Source organism: Oleisolibacter albus, from assembly GCF_003336875.1.
In the GTDB taxonomy this organism is placed as follows: Bacteria; Pseudomonadota; Alphaproteobacteria; order Azospirillales; family Azospirillaceae; genus Niveispirillum; species Niveispirillum album.
The window spans coordinates 603,017-629,860 of the sequence record NZ_QGNJ01000001.1 but is presented as its reverse complement, the minus strand read 5'-3'; the positions used below and the strand labels follow the sequence as shown (position 1 = coordinate 629,860).

At 69.5% G+C, this 26,844-nt stretch carries 25 protein-coding genes; 16 read left to right on the top strand and 9 right to left on the bottom strand.

The features are described from left to right. Nucleotides 1-62 precede the first annotated feature (62 nt). The 3 genes from DK368_RS02990 to DK368_RS02980 form a co-directional block, all read right to left on the bottom strand. Complete coding sequence (locus DK368_RS02990; RefSeq protein ID WP_114392041.1) at nucleotides 63-464, bottom strand: hypothetical protein; 402 nt, start codon at nucleotides 462-464, stop codon at nucleotides 63-65. 158 nt (nucleotides 465-622) lie between these two features. After that, nucleotides 623-1,618, bottom strand: coding sequence for a transglutaminase family protein (locus DK368_RS02985; protein WP_114392040.1), 996 nt, complete (start codon nucleotides 1,616-1,618; stop codon nucleotides 623-625). Next, entirely contained in the window at nucleotides 1,596-4,139 is a 2,544-nt protein-coding gene (locus DK368_RS02980; RefSeq protein ID WP_155524453.1) for a circularly permuted type 2 ATP-grasp protein, read from the bottom strand. The genes DK368_RS02985 and DK368_RS02980 overlap by 23 nt, the downstream gene beginning before the upstream one ends. A gap of 442 nt (nucleotides 4,140-4,581) precedes the next feature. Between DK368_RS02980 and DK368_RS02975 the strand changes: the two genes are divergently transcribed. The 8 genes from DK368_RS02975 to DK368_RS02940 all read left to right on the top strand — a co-directional run bounded on the left by DK368_RS02975 (nucleotide 4,582) and on the right by DK368_RS02940 (nucleotide 13,105). After that, a complete protein-coding gene (locus tag DK368_RS02975; protein ID WP_114392038.1) occupies nucleotides 4,582-5,118 on the top strand; it encodes a flagellar basal body-associated FliL family protein in 537 nt (178 codons plus the stop codon). 41 nt (nucleotides 5,119-5,159) lie between these two features. Next, entirely contained in the window at nucleotides 5,160-6,245 is a 1,086-nt protein-coding gene (fliM, locus tag DK368_RS02970; RefSeq protein WP_114392037.1) for a flagellar motor switch protein FliM, read from the top strand. Next, a complete protein-coding gene (locus DK368_RS02965) occupies nucleotides 6,242-6,724 on the top strand; it encodes a DUF6468 domain-containing protein (protein WP_114392036.1) in 483 nt (160 codons plus the stop codon). The genes fliM and DK368_RS02965 overlap by 4 nt, the downstream gene beginning before the upstream one ends. Then, the gene (locus tag DK368_RS02960; RefSeq protein ID WP_114392035.1) at nucleotides 6,721-7,656 is read left to right on the top strand and encodes a hypothetical protein; all 936 of its coding nucleotides are present in this window, start codon (nucleotides 6,721-6,723) and stop codon (nucleotides 7,654-7,656) included. The genes DK368_RS02965 and DK368_RS02960 overlap by 4 nt, the downstream gene beginning before the upstream one ends. Before the next feature lie 72 nt (nucleotides 7,657-7,728). Further along, complete coding sequence (locus tag DK368_RS02955; protein WP_114392034.1) at nucleotides 7,729-8,370, top strand: protein phosphatase CheZ; 642 nt, start codon at nucleotides 7,729-7,731, stop codon at nucleotides 8,368-8,370. Nucleotides 8,371-8,412: 42 nt separating this feature from the next. Beyond that, on the top strand, nucleotides 8,413-9,084 hold the full coding sequence (locus DK368_RS02950) for a hypothetical protein (protein WP_155524452.1): 672 nt from the start codon (nucleotides 8,413-8,415) through the stop codon (nucleotides 9,082-9,084). After that, nucleotides 9,081-9,788, top strand: coding sequence for an OmpA/MotB family protein (locus tag DK368_RS02945; protein WP_114392032.1), 708 nt, complete (start codon nucleotides 9,081-9,083; stop codon nucleotides 9,786-9,788). Before DK368_RS02950 ends, DK368_RS02945 begins: the two co-directional genes overlap by 4 nt. Continuing rightward, a complete protein-coding gene (locus tag DK368_RS02940) occupies nucleotides 9,785-13,105 on the top strand; it encodes a tetratricopeptide repeat protein (RefSeq protein ID WP_114392031.1) in 3,321 nt (1,106 codons plus the stop codon). The genes DK368_RS02945 and DK368_RS02940 overlap by 4 nt, the downstream gene beginning before the upstream one ends. A gap of 79 nt (nucleotides 13,106-13,184) precedes the next feature. On the opposite strand, the gene fliP is transcribed toward DK368_RS02940, so the two are convergent. The 4 genes from fliP to DK368_RS21895 are packed head-to-tail and all read right to left on the bottom strand — an operon-like array spanning nucleotide 13,185 to nucleotide 14,998. Continuing rightward, the gene (gene fliP / locus DK368_RS02935) at nucleotides 13,185-13,997 is read right to left on the bottom strand and encodes a flagellar type III secretion system pore protein FliP (protein ID WP_114392030.1); all 813 of its coding nucleotides are present in this window, start codon (nucleotides 13,995-13,997) and stop codon (nucleotides 13,185-13,187) included. Then, nucleotides 13,994-14,317: a flagellar biosynthetic protein FliO gene (locus tag DK368_RS02930; RefSeq protein ID WP_114392100.1), complete on the bottom strand. Its 324-nt coding sequence runs from the start codon at nucleotides 14,315-14,317 to the stop codon at nucleotides 13,994-13,996. Before DK368_RS02930 ends, fliP begins: the two co-directional genes overlap by 4 nt. Before the next feature lie 49 nt (nucleotides 14,318-14,366). Further along, nucleotides 14,367-14,744: a hypothetical protein gene (locus DK368_RS02925; protein WP_114392029.1), complete on the bottom strand. Its 378-nt coding sequence runs from the start codon at nucleotides 14,742-14,744 to the stop codon at nucleotides 14,367-14,369. Beyond that, nucleotides 14,741-14,998, bottom strand: coding sequence for an EscU/YscU/HrcU family type III secretion system export apparatus switch protein (locus DK368_RS21895; protein WP_240002304.1), 258 nt, complete (start codon nucleotides 14,996-14,998; stop codon nucleotides 14,741-14,743). The genes DK368_RS02925 and DK368_RS21895 overlap by 4 nt, the downstream gene beginning before the upstream one ends. Before the next feature lie 379 nt (nucleotides 14,999-15,377). On the opposite strand from DK368_RS21895, the gene flgB reads away from it, so the two are divergent. From flgB to DK368_RS02885, 7 genes are all read left to right on the top strand, one after another. Further along, the gene (gene flgB, locus DK368_RS02915; protein ID WP_114392027.1) at nucleotides 15,378-15,785 is read left to right on the top strand and encodes a flagellar basal body rod protein FlgB; all 408 of its coding nucleotides are present in this window, start codon (nucleotides 15,378-15,380) and stop codon (nucleotides 15,783-15,785) included. Nucleotides 15,786-15,812: 27 nt separating this feature from the next. Then, a complete protein-coding gene (gene flgC, locus DK368_RS02910; RefSeq protein WP_114392026.1) occupies nucleotides 15,813-16,223 on the top strand; it encodes a flagellar basal body rod protein FlgC in 411 nt (136 codons plus the stop codon). A 27-nt stretch (nucleotides 16,224-16,250) separates the two neighbouring features. After that, complete coding sequence (gene fliE / locus DK368_RS02905) at nucleotides 16,251-16,556, top strand: flagellar hook-basal body complex protein FliE (protein ID WP_114392025.1); 306 nt, start codon at nucleotides 16,251-16,253, stop codon at nucleotides 16,554-16,556. Nucleotides 16,557-16,580: 24 nt separating this feature from the next. Further along, nucleotides 16,581-16,859 carry a flagellar biosynthesis protein FliQ gene (fliQ, locus tag DK368_RS02900; protein WP_114392024.1) on the top strand — a complete coding sequence of 93 codons (279 nt, stop codon included), beginning with the start codon at nucleotides 16,581-16,583 and terminating at the stop codon, nucleotides 16,857-16,859. Next, nucleotides 16,856-17,623, top strand: a complete 768-nt coding sequence (gene fliR, locus DK368_RS02895; protein WP_193552238.1) for a flagellar biosynthetic protein FliR — start codon at nucleotides 16,856-16,858, stop codon at nucleotides 17,621-17,623. The genes fliQ and fliR overlap by 4 nt, the downstream gene beginning before the upstream one ends. 13 nt (nucleotides 17,624-17,636) lie before the next feature. Continuing rightward, nucleotides 17,637-18,716, top strand: coding sequence for a flagellar biosynthesis protein FlhB (flhB, locus tag DK368_RS02890; RefSeq protein ID WP_114392023.1), 1,080 nt, complete (start codon nucleotides 17,637-17,639; stop codon nucleotides 18,714-18,716). Between the two features lie 99 nt (nucleotides 18,717-18,815). Continuing rightward, entirely contained in the window at nucleotides 18,816-21,218 is a 2,403-nt protein-coding gene (locus tag DK368_RS02885; protein ID WP_114392022.1) for an ATP-binding response regulator, read from the top strand. 109 nt (nucleotides 21,219-21,327) lie between these two features. Here DK368_RS02885 and DK368_RS02880 read toward each other — a convergent pair whose 3' ends face one another. Together DK368_RS02880 and DK368_RS02875 are read right to left on the bottom strand one after the other, a co-directional pair. Further along, on the bottom strand, nucleotides 21,328-23,043 hold the full coding sequence (locus DK368_RS02880; protein WP_114392021.1) for a methyl-accepting chemotaxis protein: 1,716 nt from the start codon (nucleotides 23,041-23,043) through the stop codon (nucleotides 21,328-21,330). Between the two features lie 408 nt (nucleotides 23,044-23,451). Beyond that, on the bottom strand, nucleotides 23,452-25,170 hold the full coding sequence (locus DK368_RS02875) for a methyl-accepting chemotaxis protein (protein ID WP_114392020.1): 1,719 nt from the start codon (nucleotides 25,168-25,170) through the stop codon (nucleotides 23,452-23,454). A gap of 467 nt (nucleotides 25,171-25,637) precedes the next feature. On the opposite strand from DK368_RS02875, the gene recA reads away from it, so the two are divergent. Then, nucleotides 25,638-26,714: a recombinase RecA gene (recA, locus tag DK368_RS02870; protein ID WP_114392019.1), complete on the top strand. Its 1,077-nt coding sequence runs from the start codon at nucleotides 25,638-25,640 to the stop codon at nucleotides 26,712-26,714. Nucleotides 26,715-26,844: the final 130 nt, after the last annotated feature.

Below are 26,844 nucleotides of genomic sequence, written 5' to 3'. Positions count from 1 at the left end.
TTCCATTTCCGCGGTCTGCATCAGCGGTCTGCACCGGCGGCTTGGCGGCGCAGACCGCCTGGTCAGTAGGTGATCTCCAGTGTGCCGCCGTCGTCTTCGCCGCCATAGATGCCATCGGCCAACTGGTAGAGATTGTCCGGCGGGACCCCCAGGAGCTGAAGCATATTGTTAAAGGCCGCAGTCACGCCGTTTGCCGGGTTCTCCCAATAATCGATGCGGCCGATCACCTTGATCTGATCCCATTGGCCGATGATCTGGGCCACTTGATTCGCTGCCGCATCGTCGAACAGCGTCCCGTCCTCGGCGGTGATCGAGAGATGAACGCCGGTCACGGCACCGTTCCGCAGCGAAAGCACGCCGATGCAGGAGGTGAAAAGCGTGAACTGCACCTGGGGGGATGAGGTCCCAAATTCCCGTTCCGCAATGGCCATCGTGTCTTGAGCGGGGGTCAGGATATACGGCATGTCTCGGTTCCTTCCCTGTCCGTGCCAGCGGATCCGCAGGACTCCGGATCGGTTGCATATATCTTATTATTATATCTTTTTCGTTGTGTCAGGCGAGCGAAATCTCGGCATGGAATCGGGTGTCCGGCGATGGGGCGTTTTCCCGCCATCGACGGGCTTCAGCCCAGCGGCTCCACATCGACGCTGACCTCCAGCGTCTGTACACCGCCGCCCAGGATGACGCCGCGCAGGGGGCAGACATCGTCGTAATCCCGGCCCCAGGCCAGGGTGATGTGGTCGGTGTCGGCCGGGCGGCCGTTGGTGGGGTCCAGGTCGATCCAGCCCGGCGCTTCCCCGCACCAGGCCTGGACCCAGGCATGGCTGGCGTCGGCTCCCACCAGGCGCGGCTGCCCCGGCGGCGGCAGGGTGCGGAGATAGCCGCTGACATAGCGGGCGGGCAGGCCCAGCCGCCGCAGGGCGGCGATCATCAGATGGGCGAAGTCCTGGCACACGCCCCGGCGCAGGCGCAGCACCTCGGCCACCGGAGTGCCGGGGGTGGTCACCCCGGTCTCGAAGGTGAATTCGGCCTGGATGCGCCGGGTCAGGTCCAGCAGCCCCGCCAGCACCGGCCGGCCCGGCGGAAAGCTGGGGGCGGTGAAGTCGGCCAGGGCGGCGGCCAGGGCGGTATCGGGCACCGGCACCAGCGGGCTGGGCTGGAGGAACTCCACCGGCTCCGCGGCGGCTGCCGCGGCGGCGGCCACCCTCTCCCAGGGCGGGGTCGCGGCGGGGTCGGGCAGGGGCAGCGCCGCCACCGCGATCTCCAGCTCCGCCGTCACCGTCAGGCTGCGGTGGGGTGTGTCGATGGCGGCATAGGTGACGGGATTGCCGAACCAGTCCAGCCGGTCCACGGCCACCGCCGGTGCCGGCTCCACCAGCAGCCGGGCGATGCCGCCGCGCTGGTGCGGATGCGGCCGGGGGGCCAGATGGGCGATGAGCTGGCTGCCGGTCACCGGCTCGGCATAGCTGTAGCGGGTGATGTGGCGGCAGCGATAGGCGGCCCCCGGCCCGGCCTCGGCGGGCGCGCCCGTGGCCGGCGGGAGCGGCCCGTGGGTCTCCGGCGTGTCCGGTCGGGCCGGTGCGGCGGCGGGGCCGTCAGGTCGGGCGGGCGAAGGCATGGGCGAAATAGGCCTGGGACAGCAGGGTGGACAGGTCGGGCAGGGACCGGCTCAGCCGCTCCACCAGCCGGGCCAGGGCCGCGGGGTCGCGGGCCGCGTCGGGATCGGTGGCCAGCGTCCGGCCGGCCTGGAGCAGGGACCGGGCCACGGCCGTGGGGCTGAGGTCGGCGGCCTGGGCCGGCGCCTCGGGCAGGCGGGCCAGCTGACGCTCCATGGCCTCCAGCTGGAACAGCAGGCTGCGCGGATGCTCCGCATCGGCCAGCAGCAGGGCCAGCGCCGGCTCGCGCCGCAGGCCGGCCGGATGACGCTCGCGATAGGCGGGTCCGGCCTGGGCCAGCTCCAGCAGCACCTCCAGCGTCGCCACCAGGGTCCGTCCCAGGAGAGGGGGGGCGGCGTGGGTCAGACCGCAGCCCTGGAAGCGCCCGACCAGGGCGATGGCCCGTTCCAGCCGCCGGCCCAGCACCAGGAAGCGCCAGCCGGGGCCGCGGGACATGCCGTCCAGCTCCAGCCCGGCCAGGGCCGCCAGGGTGGCGGCCAGATCATCCAGGGCCAGCTGCAGCCCGGCGACATCGCCGGCCTGCAACCCCGCAAGCTGGGCCTCGGCCACGGCCAGCAGCCGCGCCCCGTCCGGCGGCAGCCGGTCGCGCACACTGACGGCGGCCCGCCGCAGATGGCCGATGGCCGCGTGCAGCCCACCCGGATTCTGCGGATCGGCGACGATCCGCAGGGCCTGCCGCATGGCGCGCACCCCGTCGGCGCCGGGCTGATCGCTGAGGGCCAGATCGGTGACGGCCAGGGGCACCATGCCCGACCAGCCCAGCAGGCGCAGCAGCGGCACCAGCGCGTCCTGGGCGCCCGGCCGGCTGTCATCGGCCAGCCGGGCCGCCGCGGCCCGCAGCAGACGCACGGCGCCGTCGGCCCGCTCGGCATAGCGCCCGACCCAGAACAGATGGTCGGCGGCCCGGCTGGGCAGGTCGCCGGCCACCGGGGCGGGATCGCGCTGGGCATCGCCGTCGCGGCGGCGCAGGGGCGTGCCGCTGCCCAGAACCCAGACATCCTTGGCCCCGGTCCCCTGTTGCAGAGACACGGCGGCATGGCGTCCGTCGGCGCTGATGCGGGCCAGCCCGCCGGGCATGACCTGCCAGTCCCAGCCGTCCGCCTCCTCCCGGGCACAGAGGAAGGCGCGCAGCACCAGCGGCCGCGCATCGACCCGACCCTCGCGCCAGACCGGCGCGGTGGAGGGCGGCAGCGGCGCCTGGGCGATCCAGTCCTGCGGACGGGCGGCAATGGCCGCGGCCAGGGCCGCGCGCCCGGCGGCGGAAAGGTCGGGCCCGAACAGGGGCGGGCCGGTGCGGGCGGCGGAGAAGGCCGGCAGGAACAGCAGCCGGTCCAGCCCGGCCAGCAGGCCGGCGCGGCCGTCGGCATCGCCCCCCCAGAGGGTGGGGACATCGGCCAGCAGCGGCTCCTCGTCCAGCAGCCGGCGGCAGAGGGGGGCGGTGCGGCTCAACAGGGCCGGGCTGTCGGCCAGACCGGAGCCCAGGGCATTGGCCACCGCCACCGTTCCCGCCCGCACGGCCTGGACCAGACCGGGAATGCCCAGCGTGCTGTCCAGCCGCAGCTCCAGCGGGTCGCAATAGAGATCATCGACCCGGCGCAGCACCACATCGACCCGCTCCAGCCCGGCCAGGGTCTTGAGGTAGAGCGCCTGGTCGCGCACGGTCAGATCCGCGCCCTCGGCCAGGGTCAGCCCCAGCCAGCGGGCGAGATAGGCATGCTCGAAATAGGCCTCGTTGTAGGGGCCAGGGGTCAGCAGCACGGCGCGGGGGGCGCCGTCCGGGCCTGAGCGGCGCGGGGCGATGCGGGCCAGGGTCTGGCGCAACTGTTCGAAGAAGGGGGCCAGCCGGTCAACGTTGCAGGCCCGGAACGAATCGGCCTGGGTCTGGCTCAGCACGGCACGGTTCTCAAGCGCGTAGCCGGCCCCCACCGGAGCCTGGGTGCGGCAGGCCAGCACGCGCCAGGCGCCGTCGCCGCCGCGCAGCAGATCGACGGCCAGCAGCGGCAGCCGCAGGCCGCCCACGGCCGGCAGGCCATGGCAGGGCCGCAGGAAGCCCGGATCGGCATGGAGCAGGACCGGGGGGATGACGCCCTCGCGGACCAGGGTCTGCGGGCCGTAGAGGTCGGCCAGAAGCGCCTCCAGCAGGCGGGCGCGCTGACGCAGGCCGGCCGCCAGCGCCTGCCATTCCTCCTCCGGCAGCAGCAGCGGCAACGGGTCCAGCGGCCAGGGCCGCTCGCCGCCGCCGGCATAGACCGTGTAGGTCACGCCGTTCTGGAACAGCAGCCGCCGTGCCGCCTCCCACCGCTCGGCCAGGGCCTCGGCGGTGAACGGCCCATGGGCGCTGAGGAAGCGCAGCCAGTGCGGACGCACGCCGCCGCCGCCGGTGACCATCTCGTCCCAAGCACCGTCGATCTCCGCCGGGGACCGGGGTGCGGGCGGGGCCACAAGGGCAGGGGCGTCAGTCACGGCAGTGGTCCGTCACAGCGCTGAGCATGATCTGGGGGGGCGGCGCCATGGGGAGGAAACAGCCGTCCGCGGGTTCCGGCACGGCCGGTTTTCGGCCTGCCAATCCCGAGACCGTCGGGACCGCCGCCGGTTCCACACCCTCTGGCTCCCCATGACGCTCCCTCTGGTTCGTACCGTGCCCTGGTTCGTCCCCTTGGTCCGTGCCGCCGGCCGTGACGAACGGTAGCATCAATCTCCGGACGGGGTAAGCGGGCTTGGCCGGGGCCGCGGCGGTCGCGCCAGCCAAGCCGGGCCGGGGGCTGCCGGCGGCGGCCTGCCCCCTCTTTGCAGCGGTTGCCGGAAACTGTTGAAACGCCTTGTTAACCGTCACATGATTAGTGGTACCGCGGACGTAGGGAGGCAGGCGGGGCTTCCGGCATTTCGGGGAAGGGGCAGCGGTCCGATGACGGCGATCGATACCGAGGGCGGTGGCTCCACGGAACAGGAATTGCCGCGCAAGAAATTCAGCGGCAAGAAGATCGTCCTGTTCGTCGTCCTGCCCCTGCTGCTGCTGCTGGGCGGTGGTGCCGCCGTGTTCTTCACCGGCATCCTCGACAAGCTCATGGGCAAGCATGAGGAGGAGGCACATGCCGAGGAGGCGCATGCCCCGGCCGAGCCGCCGCCTTATTCCGGCCCGCCGCTGTTCAAGGACATGCCCGACGTGCTGGTGAACCTCAACACCGGCGAGAAGCGGACAACGCTGCTGAAGCTGGGCATCACGCTGGAGCTGTCGCGTCCCGAGGATTCGGCCCAGATCGACACCATGCTGCCCCGCATCAACGATGCCTTCCAGGTCTATCTGCGCGAACTGCGGGTGGATGATCTGCGCGGCTCGGCCGGCCTCTACCGGCTGCGGGAGGAACTGCTGATGCGGGTGAACCTGGCGGCGCAGCCGGCCAAGGTGAAGGATGTGCTGATCAAGGAGTTCCTGGTGCAATGATCCAGCCCGCACTGATCCAGCCCGGCACCGGGGACTGAGCCATGGCCGGACCCGAGGAACTCAGCGAAGAGGAACGCATGGCCGCCGAATGGGCGGCCATGGCCGATGAAGGCGCCGGCGGCGACGATTTCGAGCTGGGCGGCGGCGGAGGTGGCGGCGCCACCCGCGTGCTGAACCAGGACGAGATCGACAGCCTTCTGGGCTTCGACAGCGACGGCGCCGGCGACGGCGACAATACCGGCGTCATGGCGCTGGTGAACTCGGCGCTGGTCAATTACGAACGCCTGCCCATGCTGGAGGTGGTCTTCGACCGCCTCGTCCGCATGATGTCCACCAGTCTGCGCAACTTCACGTCCGACAACGTGGAAGTGTCGCTGGACCAGATCAGCTCGGTGCGCTTCGGCGATTACCTGAACTCGATCCCGCTGCCGGCCATGCTGGCCGTGTTCAAGGCGGAGGAGTGGGACAATTACGGCCTGATGGTCATCGACAGCGCCCTGATCTATTCCATCGTCGACGTGCTGCTGGGCGGGCGCCGCGGCACGGCGGCCATGCGCATCGAGGGCCGGCCCTACACCACCATCGAGCGCAACCTGGTGGAGCGCATGGTGCATGTGGTGCTGTCGGACCTGTCGGCCGCCTTCGACCCGCTGTCGCCGGTGACCTTCCGCTTCGACCGGCTGGAGACCAATCCCCGCTTCGCCACCATCGCCCGGCAGGCCAATGCCGCCGTGCTGGTGAAGCTGCGCATCGACATGGAGGATCGCGGCGGCCGGCTGGAACTGCTGATCCCCTATGCCACGCTGGAGCCGGTGCGCGAGCTGCTGCTGCAGATGTTCATGGGCGAGAAATTCGGCCGTGACAGCATCTGGGAAACCCATCTGGCGTCGGAGCTGTGGCAGACCGATGTGCATCTGTCGGCGGTGCTGGACGAGATCGTCCTGCCGCTGAACGAGGTGCTGGCCTGGCGCGTGGGCAGCCGCGTGCTGCTGAACGTGGCCCCCGACGACACCATCGAGCTGCGCTGCGGCGATGTGCCCATGTTCCTGGGCCGCATGGGCCGCAAGGGCGGCAACATCGCCGTGCGCATCGACCGCGAAGCGCCCAAACCGGAGCAGGCGCCATGATTCCCGGCATCGTGTCCATTGTGCTGAACCTGGTCGTCATCGGCCTGTTGATCGCCACCATCATCTTCGCCCTGCGGCTCAGCCGGCAGCTGTCGGCCGTCAAGGACAGCCGCAGCGAGCTGGAGGGGCTGGTGCGTGAGTTCGCGGAGTCCACGGCCCAGGCCGACGCCAGCGTCCAGGGCATGAAGAAGACCGCCGCCGAATCGGGGGAGGCCCTGTCGGCCATGATCCAGCGGGCCCGCACCCTGAAGGACGAGCTGGAGATCATCGTGCAGGCCGCCGACGTGCTGGCCGACCGGCTGGAGACCGCCTCCGGCCGCGCCCGGCAGGGCCAGGCGGCACCCGCTCCGGCCGCCGCCCCCCGGCCCGCTGCGCCCGCCGCCCCGTTGCAGGCGACCCGCCCCGCCGCTGCGGGGCCTGAGCCCCGGTCCAAGGCCGAGCGTGACCTGTTGCAGGCCATGGAGAATCTGCGGCCATGAACGCCACCGCCGCCCCGCCCAAGGCGCCTGCGGACGCCGGCGCTCCCCGGTCCGCCGTGCGGCCGGCCGGTCCGGGCGCCGCCAGCCCCAAGCCGACGGCCCCCAAGCCGACGGGAACCAAGCCGGCCGGCGCCAAGCCTGCCGTGCGCAAGCAAGCCGCGGCGCGGCCCGCGGCCAGGCGCCCGGTCCGGGCGCCCCGCTCGTTCCGGCCGCGGCTGCTGCCGGCCACCATCTTCGCCGCCGTGCTGCTGCTGGGGGCCAAGGTCGGGGATGTGTGGACGACGCTGACCACTGGGGCGGTCTTCGCCGGTGCTACCGCCGAGGCGGAGACGCCACCCATCCGCGGGCTGGCCGAGGCCCCGGTGCCGGTGCCGGTGACCATGCCGGTGCAGGTGGCCGAGGCCAAGACTGAGCCGGCCAAGGCGGAGCCGGCGCCCGCCGACGCGGCGTCCAAAGAGGGGGCCAAGGACGGGGCCGCCAAGCCGGCCGCGCCGGAGGGCAAGTCCGGCCAGACCTTCACCCCCACCGAGGTGGAACTGCTGCAACGGCTGCAGGAGCGGCGCGAGCAGCTGGACCAGCGCGCCCGCGAGCTTGACCAGCGCGAGGCCATGCTGGCCGCGGCGGAAAGCCGCTTCGACCAGAAGATCGCCGAGCTGCAGACCCTGCGGAAGGAGATCCAGGGCCTGCTGCTGCAGCTGAATGCCGACCAGCAGTCGCAGCTGGACAGTCTGGTGAAGATCTACGAGACGATGAAGCCGGTCGAGGCCGCCAAGATCTTCAACGACCTGGAAATGCCGGTGCTGTTGAATGTCATCAGCCGCATGAAGGAGAGCAAGGCGGCCCCTGTCCTGGCGGCCATGAGCAGCGCCCGCGCCCAGGAGGTCACTATCCTCCTGGCGGAACGGAAGAAGCTGCCCAACGTGCCGGACTAGATGCTATGTAGGGCTCTCCCGATTGGCTAGATCCTGCGGGCATTCCCGCGTCTGCGTGTGAACAGGTGATGCATGCTGCGTACCGCTGCCGACCCCGTGCTCCAGGAGCGCCTGGATACCGCCCGGACCCAGGCCCGCCAGCCGCTGACGCGGGAAGAAGTGGCGGAGATCGTATCCTCCGTCGTGGCCTCCATGGGCGGTGAGATCACCGCCTATGACGTGAAGCTGTTCGCCGATCTGGAGGCGCTGGCGCGCTACATCAACAACGCCAAGCGTGAAATCGCCGAGCTGCACCCGGCCGACATCCATGCCGAGCACATTCCCCGTGCCACCGACGAGCTGGATGCGGTGGTGGAGCACACCGAGGCCGCCACCAACCGCATCATGGACAATTGCGACCGGATGATGGCCCTGGCCGGCGAACTCTCGCCCGATCAGGCGTCGAAGGTGATGGAGATCACCACCAACATCTACGAAGCCTGCAACTTCCAGGACATTACCGGCCAGCGCATCTCCAAGGTGGTGCGGGCGCTGAAGCATATCGAGGCCAAGGTCGAGGCCATGCTGCTGGCCATGGGCGAGGAGGTGCAGCGCCGCCATCCCGACGTGATCAAGGAAGTGAAGAAGGATGAGGAGGACGCCTTCCTGCTGAACGGGCCGCAGATCCACGGCCAGGGCGTGGACCAGTCCTTCATCGATTCGCTGTTCGACTGATCCCAGGCTCCACCAGGAACGCCCGTAGTTCATAGAGGATGAATGTCGGCCAGGGCCACACGCGCGCAGGAGGGGGACGGATCGAGCAGCCTGATGCTGTATCTGTCGGTCTTTATCCTGCTGTTGGCCTTTTTCATGCTGCTGAACGCCTTGTCCGTGCCGCGGCAGGACAAGGCCGGGGCCGTGCGCCGCAGCGTCGAAGCCGCCTTCGCCCTGAATGAAGCTGGGCGCGATGCCGATGGAGACTCCCGGCGGCGGGCCGCGCGGGATCAGGCGGTGGCGGCACTGCGCAGCCTGGGCGACCTGATCCGGGCCGAGATTCCCCTGGCCAAGGTGGAGGCGGCGGGCCGCGGCGACACGCTGGCCCTGACCCTGCCGGCCGGCAGCCTGTACACGGCGGACGGGAGCGGCATCCTGCCGTCCCGCACGGGTCTGCTGCACCGGATGGCCACCGTGCTGTTCCGGCGCGAAGCCGGCGTCCAGGTGGTGGGCGAGTTCCTGCTGGCGACGGACGGCGATCCACAGCCGCTGATCGGCCGTGCCGGCGTGCTGGCGCGGGCGGTGACCGGCATGGGGGCGCCGGACGGCGCCCTGTCGGTGGGCATCGAGCGCGGCACGCCCGATCGGGTCCGGCTGTTGTTCCGCATCGAAACGGCGGCCGATCCGGTGGACGCGGTGGCCGGACCGGCATCGGACGAGCGGGGGATGCCATGACCGGGTTCCGTCCCCTGACCGCCCTGGTCCCCGGTGGCGACACACCGGCCGGCCGGGCCTGGCTGGTGACCTTCTGCGACCTGATCTGCCTGCTGCTGACCTTCTTCGTCATGCTTTATGCCATGCGGGACCCCGATCCCCACCGCATCCGGTCCCTGGTGCCGGTGGTTCCCGCCGCGGTCCAGCCATCCGGCGTCGGAGCCGAGCCGCCCGATGCCGCCTTCGCTGTCGAGCGGCTGGAGCGCGGCCGGGTGGTGGATCTCGACTATCTCGGCCGCGTGGTCGAGGCGCAGATCCGCCGCACGCCCGATCTGGCCGCGGTGCGGGTGCAGCGCCGGCCGGAAGGGCTGGTGCTGTCGCTGCCCGCCGATCTGCTGTTCGACCCCGGCGCGGCGGAGCTGTCGGGCGAGGGGGCGGCAGTGCTGGGGCTGCTGGGCCGCGTGGCCGGGACGGTGGGCAATGCGCTGGACGTGGTCGGCCATGCCGATCCCACCCCGGCGGGCAGCCGCTGGATCTCCAACTGGGACCTGTCCCTGGCCCGTGCCGCCAGTGTCGCCGCCCTGCTGCGGCAGGCGGGCTATGAGCGCGACATCACCCTGCGCGGCCATGGCGACGGCCGGTTCGGCCCGTCGGCCGATGTGGCGGCCATGGCCCAGGCCCGGCGTGTCGACCTGATCGTGCGTGCGCATGGGAGCGGCCGATGAGACCGCTGACTGCCCCCATTGCCCTGCTGGTGGCCCTGTCGGCGCCGCTGATGCTGGCGGTGCCCGTCGGCGCGCAGGAGGCTGCGCCCGCCGCGGCCGCGGGGCCGGCTGCGGCGGTGGCGGTGCGGGCCGGTATCCATGCCGATCATAACCGGCTGGTGTTCGACTGGCCGCGCAGCGTCGAGTACCGGGTCGAGCGCAGCGGCAACCGGGTGACGGTCCGCTTCCCCGGCACGACCGCCAGCGCCGACCTGCGGGCGGCATTGAAGACCCGGACCGCCCGCATCGCCGGCCTGAGCGCCAGCAACGAGGGCGGCCTTGCGGTCAGCTTCACGGTGCCGGAGGGCGCGCAGCTGCGCGACCTGCGCGCCGGCACCCGTGTGGTGGTCGATGTTCTGGACGCGCCCAAGGCGGCGATGCCGACCACCGCGGGCAAGCCCCCGGAGGCGCAGCCGACCCAGCAAGGTCAGGCGCAGCCGACCCAGCAAGGTCAGGCGCAGCCGACCCAGCAAGGGCAGCCGACCCGGCAGGCGCAGGCAGCCCAGGCCCGGCAGGCCGATGCCCGGCGCAAGGCCGAGGGGGCGCCCCTGTACCAGATGCGGGGCGCAGCCCCGGCCCAGCCGGGCACGGCGCCAGCAGGAGGGGCGCCGGCAGGGGGGGCACCAGCAGGGCCGGCCGCGGCGGGAGCGCCGACCCCTCTGGCGCCCGAGACCCAGGCTTCCGCCAATACGGCGCCGGCCAATGCGGCACCGGCCAATGCGCCGGCGAGGACTGCGGCGGGAAAGACGGCGCCGGGCAAGGAGGCGGCATCCAAGGTACCGCCGCCATCCGCCGTCCGTGTGGCCCCGCCCCCGGCGGCGACGCCGGCCCCCGCCGCCGCTGTCGAGGCGGCGCCGGTCGATCCGGGTCTGGCGCTGCCGTTCCAGCCGCCAGGGCCGGCCGCGGCCGCCGTGTTCGAGCGGGCGGGGTGGCTCTATGTCCTGTTCGACCAGCCGGTTCCCCCCGCGACCGCGCCGGCGGCCGGCTCGGTTCCTGGATTCAGCGGGACCATCGAGCCGGTGGCGGTGGAGGGCGGCGCGGGCTTCCGCTTGCTGATGCCGGCCATGCAGGCCGCCGGGGTGACGCGGACCGGCACGCTCTGGACCGTGACCCTGCGCCGCCCGGGGGATGCCCCCGGGCCGGCCGCTGGCGATCTGACGGTGACGCCGGACCCGGCTTTCGCCCTGGGCGCGCGCCTGGTGGTGCAGGCGGACGAGGCGGAAAAGGTCCTGACCTTCACCGATCCGGTGGTGGGGGACAGGCTGCGGGTGGTGCCGCTGCCGGTGGCGGGCCAGCGCATGGAATATCCGCGGCGTTATGCCGAGGCCCAGTTCCTGCCGACATTGCAGGGTGTCGTCGTCCGGCCCCTGGATGACGCGCTGCTGGTGCAGCCGGTGCGCGAGGGGGTGGAACTGACCGTTCCCGGCGGCCTCCACCTGTCGTCGGCGGCGGATGCGGCCATCGCCAATCCACCGCCCCCGGTGAACGCGCCCGACCGGCTGTGGGACTATGCCCGCTGGGGGCAGGTGCCGCCGGCGGATTACATGAAGACGCGGCAGGCGCGCTGGGATGCGCTGATCGCCCAGCCCGAGCAGGACCGCACCCGCGGCCGGCTGGAGGTGGCGCGCTTCTATCTGGCCAACGGGCTGGGGTACGAAGCCTTGGGCATGCTGTCGCTGGTGCAGGAGGCACAGCCCGACATGGACCGCCGGCCCGAGTTCCTGGCCGTGCGCGGTGCCGCCCGTGCGCTGACCGGCAATTATGTGGGCGCGCTGGGGGATCTGGGCACGCCATTGCTGGCGGCCGAGCCGGATACCGGTCTGTGGCAGGCCGTGGCCTCGGCTGCCCTGGGCGACTGGGACACGGCCGAGACGCTGTTCACCAAGTATAAGGATCTGCTGGCCCGCTATCCCGAGCCATTCTTCACCCGTTTCGCCCTGACCGCCGCCGAAACCGCCTTGCAGAAGGGCAAGAGCGAGGAAGCCGCGCTGCTGGTGGATGCCATGATGCGCCGCGGGGCCGCCGACGGGCCGCGGGCCGCGGCGGTGCAGTACATGCGTGGTCTGGTCTTCCGCAATCTGGGCGACGAGGCCAAGGCCGAGCAGGCCTTCACCGCCGCCATCGACAGCCGCGACCAGCTCTATTGGGCCAAGGCCAAATGGGCGCTGACCGACATGCAGCTGGCTGCGGGCAAGATCACGCCCAAGGACGCCGCGGCCACCATGGAAAGCCTGCGCTTCGCCTGGGCCAAGGACCGGCTGGAGTTGGCCATCAACCGCCGTATCGGCGAGGTGCATGCCCTGGCGGGCAACTATGTCCAGGCCTTCGAGACCATGAAGCGCACGGTCCGCCTGTTCCCGGACACGCCGGAGGCCAAGCAGATCAGCCAGGAGATGATCGACACCTTCGTCGATCTGTTCGCCAAGGACGGGGCGGCCAAGATGCCGGCCCTGGAGGCGCTGGCCCTGTATGAGCAATATCGCGAACTGACGCCGCCGGGACCGGATGGCGACCGCATCATCCGCAAGCTGGCCGAGCGGCTGGTGGAGATCGATCTGCTGGACCGGGCCGCGGCCCTGCTGGAGTATCAGGTGGACAACCGCCTGTCCGGCCTGGACAAGTCCCAGGTGGGGACGCGGCTGGCCGGCATCCGCCTGCTGGACAGCCGGCCGCAGGAGGCGCTGTCGGCCCTCGACCGGACCGAGGCGGCCGATCTGCCGCCCGCCCTGATGGCCGAGCGCCGGCTGCTGCGCGCCCGCGCCCTGTCCCAGACCGGGAAGGGGGGCGAGGCGCTGCAACTGCTGGCCAACGACACGTCACGGCCGGCCAATCTGCTGCGCATCGACATCGCCATGCGGGAGAAGCAATGGCCGGTGGCCGCCGCCGCCCTGGGCGATGTCATCGGTCCGCCGCCCGCCGCCGGGCAGGAACTGCCGGCGGAAACGGCGGGGCTGGTGCTGAACCGCACCGTGGCCCTGTCCTTGGCCCGCGACACCGCCGGCCTGGACAAGCTGCGCCAGACCTTCGGTCCGGCCATGGAGAAATCCCGCGACGCCACGGCCTTCCGCGTGCTGACCCGGCCCGAGGAGGCCGCCGGTCTGGCCGATGTCGCCACCATCCGCTCCCGTATGGCCGAGATCGACCTGTTCCGCAGTTTCCTCGACACCTACCGGACCAAGACGCCGGATGGGCCGGGCGCGCCTGGGGCGGCCACACCAGCGTCCACGCCGGCCGCGCCGGCGGCCAGCGGCCAGGCGGCCCAGGCCCAGCCGGGGTGAGCGGGGGCGGTGGCTGTCTGCAACGGGTGTCGGGGCCTGCTGGCGCTCACCCCGATACAGGATCCGATACAGGGACAGTCTAGCCGAAGCTCTGCACCAGACTGCCGACCACCAGATACCAGCCGTCGATCAGCACGAAGAAGATCAGCTTGAACGGCAGCGACACCATGGCCGGGGGCAGCATCATCATGCCCATGGCCATCAGCACGCTCGACACCACCATGTCGATGACGAGGAAGGGAATGAAGATCAGGAAGCCGATCTCGAACGAGCGCTTCAGCTCCGACAGCATGAAGGCCGGGATCAGCACCTGAAGGGGCACGTCCTTGGCCTCGGCCACCGGCGGGGTCTTGCTGATGTCCATGAACAGCTGCAGGTCGCGCTCGCGCACATGGGCCGACATGAAGCTGTGGAACGGCGCCGCAGTGCGCTGGAACGCCGCCATCTCGTCGATGTCCTCGTTCACCAGCGGGCGGATGCCCTGCTCATAGGCGGCCTGGAAGGTGGGGGCCATGATGAACAGGGTCAGGAACAGGGCCAAGCTGACCAGCACCTGGTTCGGCGGCACCTGGCCGGTGCCGATGGCGCTGCGCAGGAAGCTCAGCACGATGGTGATGCGCACGAAGCAGGTTGTCATGATCAGGATGCTGGGCGCCAGCGACAGCACCGTCAGCAGCGCCACCAGCTGGATGATGCGGCCGGTGTTGGTGCCGCCCTGGTCGCCCAGGTCCAGCGACAGGCTCTGGGCCGCCGCGGGTCCGGCCCAGCCCAGCAGGGTCAGGGCCAGCAGTGCCAGCACGGCCAGCGAGGCGGCCGGCAGCCGGCGGCGGGGCGCCCGCGGGAGGGAGAGGGCGGGGGGAGGGGCGGCGGGGAGGGGGGGGGCGGTGGTCATGGCTGCTCCTGCCGGGCCTCGGCCATGGCCTGATCGAAACCGGGGCTCGTATCGGCGATGATGCGGCTTTCCACCACCTGATCGCCGGTCTGCCCCAGCAGCAGCAGATGCTCCACCCCGTCGCGGCGCACCAGCACCAGCCGGCGGCGGGCATCCAGGGACAGCACCTCGACCACGCCGAGGCGCCGCTGCTGGCCGGGGCGGCGCAGGGCCAGCCCGGCGCCGGGGCCGAAGCGGCGCAGCAGCAGGCCGAAGATGCCGATCAGCCCCAGCACGAAGGCCAGGGCCAGGACGAAGCGGAGATAATCGGGTGTGGTCATCGCGGGCCGCAGCAACGGGAGAGGAGAGGGGACGGGGCGGACGCGGCGGTCATGGTTCCTCCCGGGGGCGGTAGGCGGCAGCGGCGCGCAGGCGGGCCGTCTGCGCGGCGGCCCCGTCGCGGACGGCCTGGGCCGCGCTCAGGGCGGCGGCCAGGGCATCCAGGGCGGTCAGCATGGAGTCCAGCGCCGGCAGCAGCCCCCGCGCCTGGGAACCGGGCAGGGCCAGCAGACTGTCCAGCACCTCCCGCGCTTCCTGCTCCAGCCCGGCGAGATCGACCATCTCCCCCTTGGCGACCAGGGCCGTGCTGCCGGCCAGCACCTGATGCAGGCTGTCCAGGGTGGCGGCGACGGTCCCGGCGTCGGGGCCGGGGGCATCCGTAGCGGGGCTGTCCGGGCCGCTGGCGGCAGGACGTCCAGGGCGCGTCATTGTCCCGCCTCCGTGGCGGCGCGCAGCCGGCCATTGGCCCGGTAGACATAGGCAAGAATTTCCGCCACGGCGGCGATGGCTTCCACCGGGATCTCGCTGTCGATCTCGATGGCGGCAAGAATTTCCGCCAGATCGGCATCCTCGCGGACCTTCACGCCATTGGCGAAGGCCAGTTCCAGGATCTGGTCGGCCACGGCGCCGCGCCCGCTGGCGACGATGCGCGGCAGCGCCCCGGACTGGTGGCTGATGGCCACGGCAACCGATTTCCTGGTTGCTGGGGATTGTTCCCCGAGGGCGGCAGTCTCTGGCTCGGTCACGCGCGAAGATCCTGGGTTCCTGGTTCGTACCGGCGACCCGCCGGTTCTACGCCGGTGCAGATTAACAAATCCCTCCCGCCGGCGCACCCCGGACGGGGTACGATTTTTCTGCGGGAGCAACCGGTTTTGCGGTAGGGTCAACCATGTTTTCGGTTGCCGTAGGGTTGCCGGGAGTTCGGTCGGGCCGGATGCCCGTCCGGTGGAGCTACCCTGTATGCGCCGTTCTGGCGCGGTTCTTGCTTGGGTTTTTGAGGGCTGCCGGTGGGATTTGGTTAAGGTTTGTGCGGCAGGCTGGTGGTAAGGAAAGGCGGGAGCCATGGATCTCAACAAGATCGGCCTGTTCCGGCTGATGTCGGACAAGATGGCCTGGCACAACCAGCGGCAGGAAGTGCTGTCGCAGAACGTGGCCAATGCCGATACGCCCGGCTATGCCGCCCGTGAGATCGCCGCCTTCGACTTCAAGAAGCAACTGCGCGCCAGCTCGCAGCTGATGCCGGTGGCCGACCGGTCCGGCCACCTGTCCGGCACCCTGTCCAAGGGCGGTACCTTCCAGGAGCAGCGCGAGCGCCAGCCCTATGAGACCGCGCCCGACGGCAACGATGTGGTGCTGGAGGAGCAGATGATGAAGGTCGGCCAGAACAGCATGGAGTACCAGACCGTCACCAACCTGTACCGCAAGCAGGTGGGCCTGCTGAAGACCGCGCTCGGCAGCGGCCGCCAGTAAGACACGGCAGGCAGGAGGACCCGACCCATGGATCTGATGAATTCCCTGGCCGTCTCGGCCGCCGGCATGAAGGTGCAGGGCACCCGCCTGCGCGTCATCGCCGAGAATCTGGCCAATGCCAATTCCACCGCCGCCAGCCCCGGCGACCTGCCCTATCGGCGCAAGGTCGTGCTGTTCGCCAACGAGCTGAACCGGGAGATGGGCGTCGCCAACGTCAAGGTGAAGAAGATCGACGTGGACCGCGGCGACTTCCAGCGCCGCTACGATCCCGGCCATCCCAGCGCCGACGCCGAGGGCTATGTGCTGCTGCCCAATGTCAACACCCTGGTCGAGACCATGGACATGCGCGAGGCCCAGCGCTCCTACGAGGCCAATCTCAATGCCATCGACGCCACGCGCCAGATGATCCTGCGCACCGTCGACCTGCTGCGCAGCTGACCGGCCCGATCCAGCGAGTAAGCCATCATGAGCATCCCCTTCGCCAACGCCGCCGCCGCCTATGCCAACACCGCCACCCAGGGGCTGAAGGCGGGCAAATCCGCCGAGACCGAGGGGCCGTCCTTCGGCGACATGCTGAAGGACGCGGCGGAGGGCGCCATCGGCACCCTGCACCAGGGCGAGCAGATGACGGCCAAGGGTGTGGTCGGCAAGGCCGATCTGGCCGATGTGGTCAATGCCGTCACCAATGCCGAGGTGACCTTGCAGGCCGTGGTCAATGTGCGCGACCGCGTCATCAGCGCCTATCAGGAAATCCTGCGCATGCCGATGTGAGGCCATGCCGGGGGAGCGCAAGCCATGACCGAAGCCGACGCCATCGATGTGGCGCGCGAGGCGCTGATGATCACGCTGGTGGTCAGCGGGCCATTGCTGCTGATCGGCATGGTGGTCGGCGTGGTGATCTCGCTGTTCCAGGCGCTGACGCAGTTGCAGGAACAGACGCTGACCTTCGTGCCGAAGATCGTGGCCATGTTCGCGGCCCTGATCTTCCTGCTGCCCTTCATGCTGGGGCATATGAAGACCTTCACGGAAACCCTGATGGACCGCATCGTCGCCGTCGGGACGGGCGACCCATGATCGCGCTGGACGCGCTGGTCGGCGGCTCGATCTTCGCGTTCCTGCTGGTGTTCGTGCGGCTGGGCAGCGCCTTCCTGATCATGCCGGTGTTCGGGGAGCAGTTCGTCTCCGCCCGCATCCGCCTGCTGTTCGCGCTGGCCACGGCCTTCGTGCTGATGCCGGTGCTGCGGCCCATGCTGCCGCTGCGGCCGGCGGTGCCGGCCGATCTGGCCGCCCTGGTCGTGGCCGAGGCGCTGGTGGGCCTGTTCCTCGGCACGCTGGCGCGGGTGCTGGTGTCGGCGCTGGAGGTGGCGGGCATGCTGATCGCCCACCAGCTCGGCCTGTCGGCGGCCCAGACCTTCAATCCCGCCCTGGCCAGCCCCAGCAACTCCATCAGCAGCCTGCTGGGCCTGCTGGCCCTGGTGCTGATCTTTGCGACCGATCTGCACCACATGCTGATCCTGGCCGTGGTGGACAGCTACACCCTGTTCGCGCCGGGCCAGTGGCTGCCGGTCAGCGACGCCGCCGATCACATGGCCCGCACGGTGGCGCAGAGTTTCCTCATCGGCATGCAGATGGCGGCGCCCTTCGTCGTCATCGGCCTGCTGTTCTTCCTGGGCATGGGGCTGGTGTCGCGGCTGGTGCCGCAGATCCAGGTGTTCTTTGTCAGCATGCCCATCCAGATCCTGTTCGGTGTGCTTCTGCTCGGCCTCAGCCTGTCGGCGCTCATGCTGTACTGGCTCGGTGCCTTCGAAGCACAGCTGATCGGCATCCTGCAACCCTGAGCCGGAGACGCCCGTGGCCGAGGACCAGGATCCGGACAGCAAAACCGAAGACCCGACCGGAAAACGGCTGGAGGATGCCCGCGGCAAGGGCCAGGTGCCCAAGACCCAGGAGCTGAACCACCTGTTCATCCTGGCCGCCGGCCTGATCCTGGTCACGGCGGTGCTGCCCTGGTCCTTCGCCATCATCAGCCGGTCGCTGCGGCCCTTCATCGAGCAGGCCCACGCCATGGACGTGGAGGGCAGCGGCCTGGGCCGGCTGCTGCTGGACCTGCTGGCCGCTGTGGGGCTGGCGCTCAGCGTGCCCTTCGCCATCCTGGTGGTGGCCGTGTTCGCCGCCTCCTATGTGCAGGTCGGCTGGATGTGGACGCCGGAGAATGCCTTCAAGTTCAGCTTCGAGCGGCTGAACCCCCTGTCGGCGCTACAGCACAAATTCTCCATGAAGAACCTCGTGGAGTTCCTGAAGGCGCTGGCCAAGCTGACCGTGGTCAGCGTGGTGGTGGCCTGGCTGCTGCGCCCGCTCTGGGGATCGGTGGACCATTTCATCGCCATGCCGCTGGTCGATGTGGTGCTGGAAACCAAGGCGCTGGCGGCGCGCCTGCTGTTCGGCGTGGTCGTGGTGCTGCTGCTGCTGGCCGGGGGCGATTATCTCTACCAGCGCTTCGCCTTCCTGAAGCAGATGCGCATGACCAAGCAGGAGGTGAAGGACGAGTTCAAGCAGCAGGAAGGCGACCCGCTGATCAAGGGCAAGATCCGGCAATTGCGCATGGAGCGGGCCAAGAACCGCATGATGCAGGCCGTGCCCACGGCGGATGTGGTGGTCACCAACCCGACCCACTATGCCGTGGCGCTGAAATATGACGGCTCGGCCATGTCGGCCCCGGTCGTGGTCGCCATGGGCGTGGACAATGTGGCCTTCCGCATCCGCGAGATCGCGGAGGAGAACGATGTGCCCATCGTCGAGAACCCGCCGCTGGCCCGCGCCCTGTACGCCACGGCCGAGATCAACGAGGAAATCCCCGCCGACCAGTACAAGGCGGTGGCGCAGGTGATTTCCTATGTGTTCAAGCTGAAGCGGAAGCCCTTCTCCTCCTGATGTCCTGTCCGCGGCCGGGGCTGGGCTGCTACAGTCGCCCCCTCCGCCGTTCCCAGGGGAAAGAGGACTGTGCCGTTCGTTTCCTTCCGACCAGATCCGTTGTCCGGGCCCGTCCGGCTGGCCAGTGTCGGCGTGACTGTGCTGACGCTGCTGGCGCTGGCCGGTCTTTTCGCCCTGGACCGGCTGGAATGGGTCGATTTCGGCCCGATGCTCGGACTGATGGCCTGCGGCATCATCCTGGGGGCGGTGATGCTGGTGCGCCTGATCCGCCGGACCGTGCGGCAGGTCGAGAATGGTCGCCGGCACCTGGCTCTGGTTCTCGACGGGCTGTCGACGCCGCTGCTGGTCACCGGAGCGGATGGCGCCCTGGTCCAGGCCAATCCGGCCTTCCGCACGCTGGCGCAGTACGGCACCGGCAATCCGCTGGAGGCGCTGGCCGCCGTCAGCCGTGGACGGGACACGCTGAAGCAGCTGCGGCGGCTCGACCGTCTGGCCCGCGACGGCGAGGAGGCGTCGGCCGAACTGGTGGTCGGCACGGCGACCTGGACCCTGCGCGTGGCGCTGCTGGCCGGCTGGCCGGATCATCTGGTCTGGCAGCTGGACCCCGCCATCGCCGGGCTGGGCGGGGGCGGGCGCGGGATCGTGCTGCAGGATGACCTGCCCGAGGGGTTGGTGCTGGTCGACCGCAGTGACCGGGTGGTGGCGATCAACGCCCCGTTGGCGCACTGGGCGGGGCGGCCTCCGGCCGAACTGCTGGACGGGCGCCAATCGCTGGACCAGCTGCTGCAGCCGGGACAGCCCTCCACCGGTCCCGGCCATCTGCTGGCGCGGGCCGGGGCCGATCCCCTGCCGGTGACGGCGCGGCCGGCGGCCAGCGATGCCGGCGGACGCTGGACCCTGCATCTGGTCCGCCGCCATGGCGGGCAGGAGGCGGCCCTGCGCGAGGCGCTGGAGCAGGCCGAACGCCGCTTCCAGCGTTTCTTCGAGTTCGCCCCCATCGGCATCGTGCTGCTGGATGCGGGCCTGCGGGTGGTGGAGTGCAACGCCACGGTGCTGTCTCTGGCCGCCGCCCCTCTGGCCGAGGTGCAGGGCCGCTCCTTCGGGCAGCTGGTGCAGCGCGACCACCGGGCCGGGCTGGTGTCCCGTCTGTCGGCCGTGCTGGACGGGGCCGACAGCGCCACCCCGATGGAGGTGCGCCTGCGCGGCGGCAATGCCCCGGTGGTGCATGTCTATGCCCGCAAGCTGGCCGCCGCGGATACGGCCGGGCAGGGCGGCGTCATCCTGCATCTGGTGGACATGACGGCGCAGAAGAGCCTGGAGGTGCAGTTCGTCCAGTCGCAGAAGATGCAGGCCATCGGCCAGCTGGCCGGCGGCGTCGCCCACGATTTCAACAATCTGCTGACGGCCATGATCGGCTTTTGCGATCTGCTGCTGCTGAAGCACAAGCCGGGGGACGCCAGCTTCACCGACATCATGCAGATCAAGCAGAATGCCAACCGGGCGGCTAATCTGGTGCGGCAGCTGCTGGCCTTTTCGCGGCAGCAGACCTTGCAGCCGCGGGTGCTCAGCGTGACCGATGTGCTGGCGGAGCTGTCGAACCTGCTGCGCCGGCTGATCGGCGAGAATATCGAGCTGCGCATGGTGCATGGCCGCGATCTGGGGCTGGTCAAGGGCGACCAGGGCCAGCTGGAGCAGGTCATCATCAATCTGGTGGTCAATGCCCGCGATGCCATGACGGGGGGCGGGCGGCTGACGGTGGTGACCTCGAACTTCTCCACGCCGCTGCCGGTGCGGCGTGACACCGAGGAGATGCCGGCCGGCGACTATGTGGTGATCGAGGTCATCGATACCGGCCACGGTATTCCCAAGGAAAACCTCCAGCGCATCTTCGAGCCGTTCTTCAGCACCAAGGAGGTCGGGTCCGGCACCGGGCTCGGCCTGTCGACGGTCTATGGCATCGTGCGCCAGACCGGCGGGTTCGTCTTCGTCGACAGTGCGCCGGGGGAGGGCGCTAAGTTCTCCATCTATCTGCCGCGCCTGCAGGAGGAGGCTGCCGCCGAGGCCGCCGCCGCCGAGCGGGTGGAGAAGGTGGCCGATCTCACCGGCATCGGCACCATCCTGCTGGTGGAGGATGAGGATGCGGTGCGCGTGTTCAGCGCCCGTGCCCTGCGCAACAAGGGCTATCAGGTGCTGGAGGCCAACAGTGGCGACGTTGCCCTGGAGATCCTGCGCAAGGAGGGCGGGCCGACGGTGGATCTGGTCATCACCGACGTGGTGATGCCGCAGATGGACGGGCCGACCATGATCCGGCAGGTGCAGGAATTCCGCCCCGATCTCAAGGTCATCTTCATTTCCGGCTATGCCGAGGAGCGCTTCCGTTCCCAGGTGGGTGGCGGCATGCGGGTGGAGTTCCTGCCCAAGCCCTTCAGCCTGAAGCAACTGGCCAGCAAGGTGAAGGAAGTCATGGCCAGCGGGGCTGTCACCGAACGGCCGGAGGGCTGACCCCCCCGTCTTTGGTCAGGGCCGGCGAACGTGTCACCGGCCCGTGCCGGCGGCTCGTTCCCGAGGGGAGGTGGCTCGAGCGTGCGGATGTGGGGGCGCCGGGCCGTGCTCAGGCGCGGCGCACGGTGTCGAGGAAGTTGCCGACCTCGCCGCGCAGGTTGCTGGCCTGTCTGGCCAGATTGCCGGCGGCGGACAGCATTTCTGCGGCGGCGGCGCCGGTCTCGCCGGCGGCCTGGGTGACGCCGGCGATGTTGCTGGACACCTCCTGGGTGCCGGCGGCGGCCTGCTGCACATTGCCGGAAATTTCCCGCGTGGCGGCGCTCTGCTGCTCCACCGCCGCGGCAACTGCAGTGGTGATGCCGTTGATGCGGGCCACGGTCGCTGCCACCTCCTGGATGGCCTTGGCGGCATCGCCGCTGGCGCCGCGGATCTCGGCCACCTTGATCTGGATCTCGTCGGTGGCGCGGGCGGTCTGGGTCGCCAGGGCCTTGACCTCGCTGGCGACCACGGCGAAGCCCTTGCCGGCCTCACCGGCGCGGGCCGCCTCGATGGTGGCGTTCAGCGCCAGCAGGTTGGTCTGACCGGCGATGGCGTTGATCAGGTCCACCACCTGGCCGATCTGCTGCGCCGCCGTCTGCAGCGACGCCATGATGCCGTTGGTCTTCTCCACATCGTCCATGGCCTGGCCGGCGATGTGGGTCGAGGTTTCAACCTGCCGGCTGATCTCCTGGATGGAGGCGGACAGTTCCTCTGTGGCTGCCGCCACCATGTTGACATTGCTGGACGCACGGTCCGAGGCGGCGGCCACGGCCGCGGCCTGCCGGTTGGATTCCTCGGCCGTGGCGCTCATGGCGGCGGCGGAGGTCTCGGTCTCGGTGGCGGCGGCGGAGACGGCGTTGACGATCTCGCCGACGCTGGTCTCGAAATTGTCGGCCAGCCGCAGCAGGGCCGCCCGCTGCTCGGCCTCGGCCTTCGCCTTGGCCTCGACCTGTTCACGCTCCAGCCGCTGGCGTTCCAGGGCGTTGGTCTTGAACACCTCCACCGCGCGGCCCATGCGGCCGATCTCGTCCGTGCGGCGGGCCGCCTCCACGGTCACCGACAGGTTGCCATCGGCCAGCCGGCCCATGGTGTGTTCCAGCCCGGACAAGGGCCGGGTGATGCTGCGCGCCATACGCCAGACCACAGCCAGGGCACCGAGGATGATGACGGCGATCAGGGTCCCGTCGGAGGCCAGCTTGGCCTGGAACGCGTCGTCGACATCGTCGACATAGACGCCGGTGCCGATGAAGATATCCCAGGGCTTGAAGGCGCGGACATAGACGATCTTCGGCACGGGCGTGGTTGATCCGGCGCGCGGATAGGCATAGGTGACGACGCCGGCCCCGTCCGTCCGGGCCGTCTGCAGCATCTCCCGGATGATGTATTTGCCGTTGGGATCCTGCAGCCCGGTCCGGTCCTGGCCCTCCAGTTTGCGATCCGGCAGGACCAGGGCGACCCCCTTCATGTCGTAGACGAACATGTAGTCGCTGCCGTTGTTGTAGCGCATGGTCCGCGCCTGATCGCGGAAACGGGTCAGTGCCTCGTCCCGGCTCAGGCTGCCGGCCTGGACCTGCTGCTCCAGCGCGGCGGCCAGACTTTCCGTCGTATCGACAAGGTTCACCAGGGCGTCGATGCGGCCCTGCATCAGGTCGCGGCGCATCTGATAGAGGGCACTGCCCCCGACCAGGGCGATCAGCAGCAGCAGGGCGCCGGTGACGGCATAGAGCTTGACCGAAATGGCATGCGCCGCGATGCGGGCGCGAAGGGAAGTCGGCACACTGGACATGGTCTGATCGGACCCTGCATTCGCGCCAGCCAGGCCGCCGGCGATTGATAAAGGCCGGGGCAGGGTGCCTCCTGGATATCACATCCGTCGAGTGTGAATATGGAAGCTTGCCATGATTTTGGATGGCTGATAAATATAAAAGTTTTTCTAAGTTTTTGGCATGGGCCGCGTATGCAGGCCTTGGGCCGGGGCGGACTTTGGTCGTGCAGCCTATGGGATCGCAGCCGATCCCGGTTCGGAGCCGTGCGGGCTCCAGTGGCCGAAGAGGTCAGTCGCGTTCCGCTGGTATGTCAAAGGGGCCGGCGGGCGGTTCCGGCCGCGTAATTCCAGGGCCGACGGCAAAATCCGTGGTCACGGGACCTTGCCGTCGGCAGGGATGCCGATGAAGCCTCTCCGGCCGGGTCGTGGTCAGCCCTCCTGGCGCACGGTGCCGAGGAAGTGTTCGACTTCGCCGCGCAGGTTGCTGGCTTGCCTGGCCAGATTGCCGGCGGCGGACAGCATCTGGGTGGCGGCGGCGCCGGTCTCGCCGGCGGCCTGGGTGACGCCGGCGATGTTGCTGGACACCTCCTGGGTGCCGGCGGCGGCCTGCTGCACATTGCCGGCGATCTCGCGGGTGGCGGCGCTCTGCTGCTCCACCGCGGCGGCAACTGCAGTGGTGATGCCGTTGATGCGGGTCACCGTCTCCGCCACCTCCTGGATGGCCTTGGTGGCATCGCCGGTGGCGCCGCGGATCTCGGCCACCTTGATCTGGATCTCGTCGGTGGCGCGGGCAGTCTGGGTCGCCAGGGCCTTGACCTCGCTGGCGACCACGGCGAAGCCCTTGCCAGCCTCGCCGGCGCGCGCCGCCTCGATGGTGGCGTTCAGGGCCAGCAGGTTGGTCTGGCCGGCGATGGAGTTGATCAGGTCCACCACCTGGCCGATCTGCTGAGCTGCCGTCTGCAGCGACACCATGATGCTGCCGGTCTTTTCCATATCAGCCATGGCCTGGCCGGCGATGTGGGTCGAGGTGGCGACCTGCCGGCTGATCTCCTGGATGGAGGCGGACAGTTCCTCGGTGGCGCCGGCCACCATGTTGACGTTGGCGGAGGCCTGGTCCGAGGCGGCGGCCACGGCCGCGGCCTGCCGGCTGGACTGCTCGGCCGTGGCGCTCATGGCGGCGGCGGAGGTCTCGGTCTCGGTGGCGGCGGCGGAGACGGCATTGACGATCTCGCCGACGCTGGCCTCGAAATTGTCGGCCAGCCGCAGCAGGGCCGCCCGCTGCTCGGCCTCTGCCTTCGCCTTGGCCTCGACCTGTTCGCGCTCCAGCCGCTGGCGGTCCAGGGCGTTGGTCTTGAACACCTCCACCGCGCGGCCCATGCGGCCGATCTCGTCCGTGCGCCGGGCCGCTTCCACTGTCACCGACAGGTCGCCATCGGCCAACCGGCCCATGGTGTGTTCCAGGGCGAACAGCGGCCGGGTGATGCTGCGGGCAACGCGCCAGACCACGGCCAGGGCACCAAGGATGATGATGGCGATCATCAGCCCGTACGATGCCAGCTTGGCCTGGAATGCGTCTTCGACATCGTCGACATAGACGCCGGTCCCCATGAGGATGCCCCAGGGTTTGAAGGCGCGGACATAGGTCACCTTGGGCACGGGTTTTGTCGTTCCGGCCCGCGGATAGGCATAGGTGACGACGCCGGCCCCTTCCGTTCGGGCGATCTGCAGCATGTCGCGCACAAAGTACTTGCCGTTGGGGTCCTGCAGGCCGGTCCGGTCCTGGCCCTCCAGCTTGCGATCCGGCAGGACAAGGCCGATGCCATTCATGTCGTAGACGAACATGTAGTCGCTGCCGTCATTGTAGCGCATGGCCCGCACCTGATCGCGGAAGCGGGTCAGCGCCTCGTCCCGGGTCAGGCTGCCGGCCTGGACCAGCTGGTTCAGGGTACTGGCCTGGCTTTCCAGCGTATCGACCATATCCTCGATGGCGTCGATGCGGCCCTGCATCAGGTCGCGGCGCATCTGATAGAGGGCATCGCCCCCGACCAGGGCGATCAGCAGCAGCAACGCGCCGGTGACAGCATAGAGTTTGACCGAAATGGCATGCGCCGCGATGCGGGCGCGAAGAGAGGTCGGCACACTGGACATGGTCTGATGGGTCCCCGTGTTCGCTCCGGCCACGCCGCCGGGATGGTTAATAATTTCTGCGCACATGCTTACTCTGAAATACCTCTTTGGTCTAGAATAAATCGGCGACAGCATCGCTGAATAAACAAATCTTTAATTTATTGAACTTGCCATTAACCCGTTAAAGCCACCATTCACCCGCCCGGATGGAGTGGAAATCCGGTTGTTGATATTGCCGATAAACTATACAAAATCGAAGCGCCGCTCATGGTTTTCGATTTCTGGTTTGTCTATATTTTTTACGTGCGAATTTCTGTTTGTTTGTGGCCTATGCCCTGGGCGGCGGAGGTGGGGCGGCGCGGAAGAGGGGGGGCTTGGAATGAGAACATTGGCAGAACATTTTTCCTTGGCAGGCAGGAACGGAACGAGTACATTTCCCGCCAGTTGAACGCGCCTCCCCGCCGTGCGAGAAGGAAAGGGACAGTTCCATGTCGGCCGCTCCACTCCGTCTTGTTGAGACCCCAATGGATAAGCAGAAAGCCCTCGACGCGGCGCTCGGTCAGATTGAGCGCGCATTCGGCAAAGGCTCGATCATGAAGCTCGGTGCCCGCGAGGCTCTGGCGGAGACGGAGGTCGTCTCCACCGGCTCGCTCGGCCTGGACATCGCGCTCGGGATCGGTGGCCTGCCGCGCGGGCGCATCATCGAGATCTACGGGCCGGAAAGCTCGGGCAAGACCACGCTGGCCCTGCATGCCATCGCCCAGGCCCAGAAGAACGGCGGCGTCTGCGCCTTCGTCGATGCCGAGCACGCGCTCGACCCGTCCTATGCCCGCAAGCTGGGCGTGGATGTGGACGAGCTGCTGATCTCGCAGCCCGATGCCGGCGAGCAGGCGCTGGAGATCGCCGACACGCTGGTGCGCTCCGGCGCCATCGACGTGCTGGTGGTGGACTCGGTGGCGGCCCTGGTGCCGCGGGCCGAGCTGGAAGGCGAGATGGGCGACAGCCATGTGGGCCTGCATGCCCGGCTGATGAGCCAGGCCCTGCGCAAGCTGACCAGCTCCATCTCCAAGTCGCGCTGCCTGGTGATCTTCATCAACCAGATCCGCCTGAAGATCGGCGTCATGTTCGGCAATCCCGAGACGACGACCGGCGGCAACGCGCTGAAGTTCTATGCCTCCGTCCGCCTGGATATCCGCCGCATCGGTGCCATCAAGGACCGCGACACGGTGGTGGGCAACCAGACCCGGGTCAAGGTGGTGAAGAACAAGATGGCCCCGCCGTTCCGCGTGGTCGAGTTCGACATCATGTACGGCGAGGGTGTGTCCAAGGTGGGCGAGCTGCTCGACCTCGGCATCCAGGCCGGTGTGGTGGAGAAGTCGGGCGCCTGGTTCTCCTATGACGGCACCCGCATCGGCCAGGGCCGCGAGAATGCCAAGCAGTTCCTGCGCTCCAATCCGGCGGTCGCCGAGGCCATCGAGGCCAAGGTGCGCGCCAATGCCGGTCTGGTGGCCAGCGCCATGATGGGCACGCCGGAAAACGACGGCGACGCCAGCAGCCCGGACTGACCCGGTTTTTTCCGGCGGAATCGGCCGCGGTGGACCGTTGCGGCCGGCCCGCTGCGATGGCCTGCCGCGATGGCCCGCCTGTGATACGGCATGATTGCGGAAGGCGGCGCGCTCCCCCCGGAGGTGCCGC

Coding starts and splice junctions, on each gene's coding strand:
- DK368_RS02990 (WP_114392041.1), bottom strand. CDS start 464: ATGCCGTATATCCTGACCCCCGCTCAAGACACGATGGCCATTGCGGAA.
- DK368_RS02985 (WP_114392040.1), bottom strand. CDS start 1,618: ATGCCTTCGCCCGCCCGACCTGACGGCCCCGCCGCCGCACCGGCCCGA.
- DK368_RS02975 (WP_114392038.1), top strand. CDS start 4,582: ATGACGGCGATCGATACCGAGGGCGGTGGCTCCACGGAACAGGAATTG.
- fliM (WP_114392037.1), top strand. CDS start 5,160: ATGGCCGGACCCGAGGAACTCAGCGAAGAGGAACGCATGGCCGCCGAA.
- DK368_RS02965 (WP_114392036.1), top strand. CDS start 6,242: ATGATTCCCGGCATCGTGTCCATTGTGCTGAACCTGGTCGTCATCGGC.
- DK368_RS02960 (WP_114392035.1), top strand. CDS start 6,721: ATGAACGCCACCGCCGCCCCGCCCAAGGCGCCTGCGGACGCCGGCGCT.
- DK368_RS02955 (WP_114392034.1), top strand. CDS start 7,729: ATGCTGCGTACCGCTGCCGACCCCGTGCTCCAGGAGCGCCTGGATACC.
- DK368_RS02950 (WP_155524452.1), top strand. CDS start 8,413: ATGTCGGCCAGGGCCACACGCGCGCAGGAGGGGGACGGATCGAGCAGC.
- DK368_RS02945 (WP_114392032.1), top strand. CDS start 9,081: ATGACCGGGTTCCGTCCCCTGACCGCCCTGGTCCCCGGTGGCGACACA.
- DK368_RS02940 (WP_114392031.1), top strand. CDS start 9,785: ATGAGACCGCTGACTGCCCCCATTGCCCTGCTGGTGGCCCTGTCGGCG.
- fliP (WP_114392030.1), bottom strand. CDS start 13,997: ATGACCACCGCCCCCCCCCTCCCCGCCGCCCCTCCCCCCGCCCTCTCC.
- DK368_RS02930 (WP_114392100.1), bottom strand. CDS start 14,317: ATGACCACACCCGATTATCTCCGCTTCGTCCTGGCCCTGGCCTTCGTG.
- DK368_RS02925 (WP_114392029.1), bottom strand. CDS start 14,744: ATGACGCGCCCTGGACGTCCTGCCGCCAGCGGCCCGGACAGCCCCGCT.
- flgB (WP_114392027.1), top strand. CDS start 15,378: ATGGATCTCAACAAGATCGGCCTGTTCCGGCTGATGTCGGACAAGATG.
- flgC (WP_114392026.1), top strand. CDS start 15,813: ATGGATCTGATGAATTCCCTGGCCGTCTCGGCCGCCGGCATGAAGGTG.
- fliE (WP_114392025.1), top strand. CDS start 16,251: ATGAGCATCCCCTTCGCCAACGCCGCCGCCGCCTATGCCAACACCGCC.
- fliQ (WP_114392024.1), top strand. CDS start 16,581: ATGACCGAAGCCGACGCCATCGATGTGGCGCGCGAGGCGCTGATGATC.
- fliR (WP_193552238.1), top strand. CDS start 16,856: ATGATCGCGCTGGACGCGCTGGTCGGCGGCTCGATCTTCGCGTTCCTG.
- DK368_RS02880 (WP_114392021.1), bottom strand. CDS start 23,043: ATGTCCAGTGTGCCGACTTCCCTTCGCGCCCGCATCGCGGCGCATGCC.
- DK368_RS02875 (WP_114392020.1), bottom strand. CDS start 25,170: ATGTCCAGTGTGCCGACCTCTCTTCGCGCCCGCATCGCGGCGCATGCC.
- recA (WP_114392019.1), top strand. CDS start 25,638: ATGTCGGCCGCTCCACTCCGTCTTGTTGAGACCCCAATGGATAAGCAG.